Here is a 7,387-nt window from a genome sequence, read left to right as displayed (position 1 = left end):
TCTTTGCTGCGACTCCCATGTTCGGGTCGCAGCATCGCACACTCTCCAACATGAAATGGCTAAATGGATTATTGTTGCGTAGGAAGGAACAATAATGATAGTGTTCCCAGAGAAGTAACGCTACTGAGAGTAAAGACACTAATGAAAATGGCCAATCATCCCCGCCCGGGGGACATTATTCAGGAATCACTGGACGAACTTAATGTCAGCCTGCGCGAGTTTGCCAGAGCAATGGAAATTGCGCCCTCAACGGCAAGCCGATTGCTGACCGGAAAAGCAGCTTTGACGCCAGAAATGGCAATTAAACTTTCCGTGGTGATCGGCAGTTCGCCGCAAATGTGGCTGAATCTGCAAAACGCCTGGAGTCTGGCAGAGGCAGAAAAAACGGTGGTTGTGTCGCGATTACGCCGTCTGGTTACGCAATAAAAAATGGCACCTTATAAAGCGCCATTTGAAACTGATGACAAACGCAACATTGCCTGATGCGCTACGCTTATCAGGCCTACACGTTCACTTCAATCTATTGTATTTGAAGGGTTTTCATGCCGGATAAGGCATTCACGACGCATCCGGGATGAACAAAGCCCACGTTGTCTACAATATGAAAATGGCGCCTTTTACAGCGCCATTTTCAGCTTAAAGTTCAAAAGAGATTATATCCCTTCTTCACTCTCTTTTTTCGCTTCTGCCTTCTCGATTTCACGATACCAGCGCGGATGGTGTTTCTTCGCCCAGCGACGGCTCACCTTCCCTTCGATCATCCCTTTAATCGACCCTTTCACCCAGAATGCCATATACATATGGATCAGGATGGCGTGGATCAGGATGATACCCGCAGCCGCGTGGATCAGCAGGCTGTAGCGAACAACCTGCATCGGGAAGTACTGCGCAAAGTACGGACGCCAGATAATCACCCCGGTCACCAGCAGCACGAAAATCATGCTCATGATCGACCAGAACATCATCTTTTGCCCGGCGTTGTACTTACCAACATCCGCCACTTTGTGCTCATTGCCTTTTAATACTTCGACAATGTTCAACAGCCACGGAATATCTTTCTTATCCGGGATGTTGTGATGCACAAAACGCACAAACATAAACATCAGTGCGACGAAAATCGCAATGCCGAAGAACGGGTGCAAAATGCGTCCCATCTGCGGCGTACCGAAGGTTTGCGTCAGCCATTGCAGCGTCGGGAAGAAGAACGAAATCCCGGACAGCGCCACCAGGAAGAAGCAAATCACCACGGTCCAGTGACAGGCGCGATCAATAAATTTGGTGCGCACAATCATTTTCGACTTACTCATGATGATCCTCCTCGTCATCGTCCACTTCCTTATTCGGGCCAATACCGATGTAGTGGAAAATCAACCCGGCAAAAGTGGCAATAAAGCCAGCCGCTGCCAGCGGTTTCAACGCGCCTTTCCACAGGCTTACCGAGGTGTCGATCTTCGGATCTTTCGGCAGACCGTGATACAGCTCCGGCTGATCGGCGTGATGCAGCACGTACATAACGTGCGTACCACCGACCCCTTCCGGGTTGTAGACGCCAGCATGTTCGTAACCACGCGCTTTCAGTTTCGCCACGCGCTGTTCCGCCAGCTCCAGCATCTCCTTCTTGGTGCCGAAGTGGATAGCCCCGGTCGGACAGGTTTTCACACAAGCCGGTTCCTGGCCGACGCTGACGCGATCGACGCAGAGCGTGCATTTATATACCCGGTTATCCTCTTTGTTGAGGCGCGGAATATTAAACGGACACCCGGCAATGCAGTAACCACAGCCGATGCAGTTTTCCGACTGGAAATCGACAATCCCGTTAGCGTACTGAATGATTGCACCAGCAGACGGGCACGCCTTCAGGCAGCCCGGATCTTCACAGTGCATACAGCCGTCTTTACGGATCAGCCACTCCAGCTTGCCATTCTGTTCGGTTTCGCTAAAGCGCATCACCGTCCAGGACTTGGCGCTCAGATCGGCGGGGTTATCGTAAACCCCGACGCAGTGCCCCACTTCATCACGGATGTCGTTCCACTCCGAACACGCCACCTGACAGGCTTTACAGCCGATACAGGTGGAAACGTCGATAAGTTTCGCGACTTCTGCTTTGTAATCACGCACCTGAGAAGGCGGCGTGATGGAGTTAGTTGCGGACCTTTTGATAATATCCTGCGTTTCCATAGCCATCTGTTCGCCCCCTTACGCCTTCTCGATATAGCCATCTGTTCGCCCCCTTACGCCTTCTCGATGTTGACTAAGAACGCTTTATATTCCGGCGTTTGCGAGTTTGCATCACCGACATTCGGCGTCAGAGTGTTAGCGATATAACCTTTACGCGCGACACCCTCAAAGCCCCAGTGGATTGGAATACCCACCGTTTCAACCTGCTGACCGTTTACATTCAGCGGTTTCAGACGGCGCGTTACCACTGCCACCGCGCGGATAAAGCCTCGCTTGCTGGAGACAGTGACACGATCGCCATTATTAATGCCTTTCGCCGCCGCCTGCGTTTCGCTGATTTCCACAAACTGTTCCGGCTGAGCAATTGCGTTGAGCAACGCGTGCTTGGTCCAGGTGTGGAAGTGCTCGGTCAGACGATAGGTCGTACCCACATACGGGAACTGCTCTTTTTTACCCATCCGCAGCGCGTCTTGTTCATACAGACGAACAACCGGGTTAGACACCACGTTCGGATGCAGCGGGTTAGTGCCCAGCGGCGTTTCAATCGGCTCGTAGTGTTCCGGGAACGGACCTTCCGCCATTTTGTGGATGGCAAACAGGCGTCCCATCCCTTCCGGCTGCATAATAAACGGCCCGGTTGGCGTACCCGGTGCGGCATTGCCGAAGTCCGGAATATCGTTACCCGTCCACTTGCTGCCGTTCCACTGGATCAGCATCCGTTTCGGATCCCACGGTTTACCGTTGATATCCGCCGAAGCACGGTTGTAGAGTACGCGACGGTTGAGCGGCCACGCCCAGGCCCATCCCAGCGTATTCCCCAGACCGGACGGGTCGGAGTTATCGCGGTTTGCCATCTGGTTACCCTGCTCTGTCCAGCTACCAGTGTAGATCCAGCAAGAAGATGCGGTTGTACCGTCATCACGCAGATGCGCAAAGCTACTCAGCAACTGACCTTTCTTCGCAATCAGCACGCCATTAGCATCATAGAGATCTTCCAACGCATAGCCGTTGTTCTCTTTAGCTACTTCGTCAGATTGCGGTTCGTGCGGCTGCTTGTAGTTCCAGCTCATCTTCATCAGCGGTTCTACGCCTTTACCACCTTCGGCCTGGTACAACTCGCGCAGATGATGGTAGATACCCGCCAGAATTTCGCCGTCGTTACGCGCTTCGCCCGGCGCGTCCTGACCTTTCCAGTGCCACTGCAACCAGCGACCGGAGTTAGCGATAGAACCATCCTCTTCAGCAAAGCAGGTCGAAGGCAGACGGAATACTTCAGTCTGAATAGACGCCGGATCGACATCGTTCGACTCGCCGTGGTTCTGCCAGAAGGTAGAGGTTTCAGTCACCAGCGGATCGATAACCACCATGTACTTCAGTTTGCTCAGGCAGCTCACCACTTTGTTTTTATCCGGGAAGGACGCAACCGGGTTAAAGCCCTGGCAGAAATAACCGGTGACTTTGCCTTCATCCATCATGTTGAAATACTTGATGACGTCGTAGGTCTGGTCCCACTTCGGCAGCCAGTCATAGCCCCAGTTGTTCTCTTTCTGCGCGGCATCGCCATAGAAAGATTTCATCAGGCTAACGAAGAACTTCGGATAGTTGCTCCAGTAGTTCACCTGATCAGCCAGCGTCGCTTTCGGCGTGTTCGCTTCCAGATACGACTGCAAATCAACCTGTTTTTCTGACGGCAGCGTCAGATAACCTGGCAGGCTGGTAGAGAGCAGACCTAAGTCAGTCAGCCCCTGAATGTTGGAGTGACCACGCAATGCGTTCACGCCGCCACCGGCCATACCCATGTTACCGAGCAGCAACTGGATCATCGCCATAGTACGGATGTTCTGCGCACCCACGGTGTGCTGCGTCCAGCCCAGCGCGTACAGGAAGGTGGTTGTGCGATCCGGTGCGCTGGTGGAGGCCAGCACTTCACACACTTTCAGGAAGTCGGCTTTTGGCGTACCACAGATGTTTTCAACAACGTCCGGCGTGTAGCGGGAAACGTGCGCTTTCAGCAGGTTCCACACACAGCGCGGATGAGTCAGTGTTTCATCGCGTTTCGCATAGCCGTTTTCATCGAACTGATAGTTCCAGGACGATTTGTCGTACTGGCGTTTTTCAGCGTCATAACCGCTGAACAGGCCATCTTCGAAAGCAAAATCATCACGCACCAGTAGGCTGGCGTTGGTGTAATGTTTAACGTATTCGGCGTTGATTTTGTTGTTTTCGATCAGGTAGCGCAAAACGCCAGACAGGAACGTAATGTCCGTACCGGAACGAATAGGTGCGTAAATATCCGCCACAGAAGCGGTACGCGTAAAACGGGGATCGACAACGATCAAGGTTGCATCGTTGTTGTTTTTCGCTTCCATCGCCCAGCGGAAACCGACGGGATGCGCTTCAGCAGCGTTACCGCCCATTACCATTACGACGTTAGCGTTTTTGATATCCACCCAGTGGTTGGTCATAGCACCGCGACCAAATGTTGGAGCAAGACTTGCTACCGTTGGTCCGTGTCAGACGCGCGCCTGGTTGTCTACCGCCAGCATCCCGAGGGAGCGGGCAAATTTCTGGGTCAGCATCCCGGTTTCGTTGCTGGCACCGGAGGCACACAGCATACCGGTAGAAAGCCAACGGTTTACCGTTACGCCCTGCTCGTTCTTTTCAATAAAGTTAGCGTCACGGTCAGCTTTCATCAGCTTCGCAATACGGGAGAATGCTTCTTCCCAGCTAATGCGCTGCCATTTGTCAGAACCTGGCGCACGATATTCCGGGTAGCGCAGACGGTTTTCACTGTTGACGTAATCCAGCAAACCGGCCCCTTTCGGGCACAGCGCACCACGGCTTACCGGATGATCCGGGTCACCTTCAATGTGATAAATCGCTTCTCTGGCGTTTTTTGCGCCATCACCCAGGCTATACATCAATAGCCCGCAACCTACGGAACAGTATGTGCAGGTGTTACGGATCTCTTTAGCGCGTAATAATTTGTAGTTTCGCGCCTGAGCCAGTGCTTGCTTCGGGGCAAAGCCCAATGCCGCTACCGTTGTTCCAGCCATACCGCCCGCGCAGATTTTAAAAAATTGTCTGCGACTGACGTCCATTGCTTTCCTCTTTTTTCAGGGGTATTACTGCGCGAGGAAACTAACAGTAAAATTCTGAATCTTTTTGCGCGAAATCAAAAAGAACACGTGTTTGCCACAAAATAATCCGCCTGCGCAAATTGACCTACCTCAATAGCGGTAGAAAAACGCACCACTGCCTGACAGGCCAGTTAAAAAAATGCTATAAAATTCAGCTTAATTTTTAACGGCAAGAGAGACAAAACAGCGAGCATGACACGACAAAAAGCAACGCTCATAGGGCTAATAGCGATCGTCCTGTGGAGCACGATGGTAGGATTGATTCGCGGTGTCAGCGAGGTGCTCGGCCCGGTCGGCGGCGCAGCTGCTATCTATTCATTAAGCGGGCTGCTGTTAATCTTCACGGTTGGATTTCCGCGTATTCGGCAGATTCCGAAAGGCTATTTACTCGCCGGGAGTCTGTTATTCGTCAGCTATGAAATCTGTCTGGCGCTTTCCTTAGGGTATGCGGCGACCCGTCATCAGGCGATTGAAGTGGGTATGGTGAACTATCTGTGGCCCAGCCTGACAATTCTCTTTGCCATTCTGTTTAATGGTCAGAAAACCAACTGGCTGATTGTACCAGGATTATTATTAGCCCTGGTCGGCGTCTGCTGGGTGTTAGGCGGTGAGAATGGGTTACATTATGATGAAATCATCAATAATATCACCACCAGCCCATTGAGTTATTTCCTGGCGTTTATTGGTGCGTTTATCTGGGCAGCCTATTGCACAGTAACGAATAAATACGCACGCGGATTTAACGGAATTACCGTTTTTGTCCTGCTAACGGGAGCATGTCTGTGGATTTACTATTTTCTCACGCCACAACCAGAAATGGTATTTAGCACGCCCGTCATGATTAAACTCATCTCTGCGGCATTTACCTTAGGATTTGCTTATGCTGCATGGAATGTCGGTATATTGCATGGCAATGTCACCATAATGGCGGTAGGCTCGTATTTTACGCCTGTACTTTCCTCAGCGCTTGCAGCCGTGCTGCTCAGCGCCCCGCTGTCGTTCTCGTTCTGGCAAGGCGCGCTAATGGTCTGCGGCGGTTCCCTGCTCTGCTGGCTGGCGACACGTCGTGGTTAAAATAATTGCCGGGTCTACGGCCCGGCAGTTAATCAGATAAATTCCGACAATATTAAAAAATAAATTTCAAATACCAGTAATTCACCTTATATCTCATTTCGACTTCGATCACATATCGATAAATAATATTATTTCATCTATTTTTCTCATTGTTTTTAATCACCATTCTATTTTAAAAACAGTATGTCATTTATAAATGACGCCGTTTAAAATTCGTTTAGAAAATACGTTTAACGATAATTAAAAGGATTCTGTTAAATGAAATTAAAAATAGTTGCGGTGGTTGTAACTGGTTTGTTAGCTGCGAACGTAGCACACGCTGCCGAAGTCTATAACAAGGATGGTAATAAACTCGACCTTTATGGCAAGGTTACCGCTCTACGTTATTTTACTGATGATCAGCGTGACGATGGTGATAAAACTTATGCCCGTCTCGGCTTTAAAGGAGAAACGCAAATCAATGATCAAATGATTGGTTTTGGTCACTGGGAATATGATTTTAAAGGCTATAACGATGAAGCCAACGGCTCGCGCGGCAACAAGACCCGTCTGGCCTATGCTGGTTTAAAAATTAGTGAATTTGGCTCTCTGGACTATGGTCGTAACTACGGTGTCGGCTACGACATTGGTTCATGGACCGATATGTTGCCAGAATTTGGTGGCAATACCTGGAGTCAGAAAGATGTCTTCATGACATACCGTACCACCGGTCTAGCAACCTATCGCAACTACGATTTCTTTGGCTTAATTGAAGGGCTGAACTTTGCCGAGCAATATCAAGGCAAAAATGAACGTACTGACAACAGTCATCTTTATGGTGCTGACTACACGCGTGCCAACGGTGACGGTTTCGGTATCTCCTCAACTTATGTTTATGATGGCTTTGGTATCGGTGCGGTATATACCAAATCCGATCGGACAAATGCGCAGGAAAGAGCCGCTGCTAATCCTCTCAATGCCTCCGGTAAGAATGCAGAACTATGGGCCACAGGTAT

General features: G+C 50.5%; 6 protein-coding genes. 3 read left to right on the top strand and 3 right to left on the bottom strand.

Annotated elements, in window-relative coordinates:
• Positions 1-141 precede the first annotated feature (141 nt).
• Positions 142-426 carry a HigA family addiction module antitoxin gene (locus ACUU1M_RS17550; RefSeq protein WP_005050353.1) on the top strand — a complete coding sequence of 95 codons (285 nt, stop codon included), beginning with the start codon at positions 142-144 and terminating at the stop codon, positions 424-426.
• Between the two features lie 227 nt (positions 427-653).
• On the opposite strand, the gene fdnI is transcribed toward ACUU1M_RS17550, so the two are convergent.
• From fdnI to fdnG, 3 genes are read right to left on the bottom strand one after another with little or no spacing between them, the layout of a single operon-like run.
• Complete coding sequence (fdnI, locus tag ACUU1M_RS17545) at positions 654-1,307, bottom strand: formate dehydrogenase-N subunit gamma (RefSeq protein ID WP_000045648.1); 654 nt, start codon at positions 1,305-1,307, stop codon at positions 654-656.
• The gene (fdnH, locus tag ACUU1M_RS17540) at positions 1,300-2,184 is read right to left on the bottom strand and encodes a formate dehydrogenase N subunit beta (RefSeq protein ID WP_001240582.1); all 885 of its coding nucleotides are present in this window, start codon (positions 2,182-2,184) and stop codon (positions 1,300-1,302) included. Before fdnH ends, fdnI begins: the two co-directional genes overlap by 8 nt.
• 47 nt (positions 2,185-2,231) lie before the next feature.
• Positions 2,232-5,279 (bottom strand): formate dehydrogenase-N subunit alpha, encoded by a 3,048-nt coding sequence (fdnG, locus tag ACUU1M_RS17535; RefSeq protein ID WP_094188167.1) that lies wholly within the window; start codon positions 5,277-5,279, stop codon positions 2,232-2,234.
• Positions 5,280-5,510: 231 nt separating this feature from the next.
• Between fdnG and yddG the strand changes: the two genes are divergently transcribed.
• Together yddG and ACUU1M_RS17525 are read left to right on the top strand one after the other, a co-directional pair.
• On the top strand, positions 5,511-6,392 hold the full coding sequence (gene yddG, locus ACUU1M_RS17530) for an aromatic amino acid efflux DMT transporter YddG (protein WP_000198227.1): 882 nt from the start codon (positions 5,511-5,513) through the stop codon (positions 6,390-6,392).
• 258 nt (positions 6,393-6,650) lie between these two features.
• Positions 6,651-7,387: porin (locus ACUU1M_RS17525; protein ID WP_449144709.1), on the top strand; the 737-nt coding region annotated here is incomplete at its 3' end.

This window comes from Shigella sp. SIG6, from assembly GCF_053555815.1.
The sequence above is the reverse complement of the archived record's forward strand: the minus strand, read 5'-3'. Positions and strand labels throughout refer to the sequence as shown.

Coding starts and splice junctions, on each gene's coding strand:
- ACUU1M_RS17550 (WP_005050353.1), top strand. CDS start 142: ATGAAAATGGCCAATCATCCCCGCCCGGGGGACATTATTCAGGAATCA.
- fdnI (WP_000045648.1), bottom strand. CDS start 1,307: ATGAGTAAGTCGAAAATGATTGTGCGCACCAAATTTATTGATCGCGCC.
- fdnH (WP_001240582.1), bottom strand. CDS start 2,184: ATGGCTATGGAAACGCAGGATATTATCAAAAGGTCCGCAACTAACTCC.
- yddG (WP_000198227.1), top strand. CDS start 5,511: ATGACACGACAAAAAGCAACGCTCATAGGGCTAATAGCGATCGTCCTG.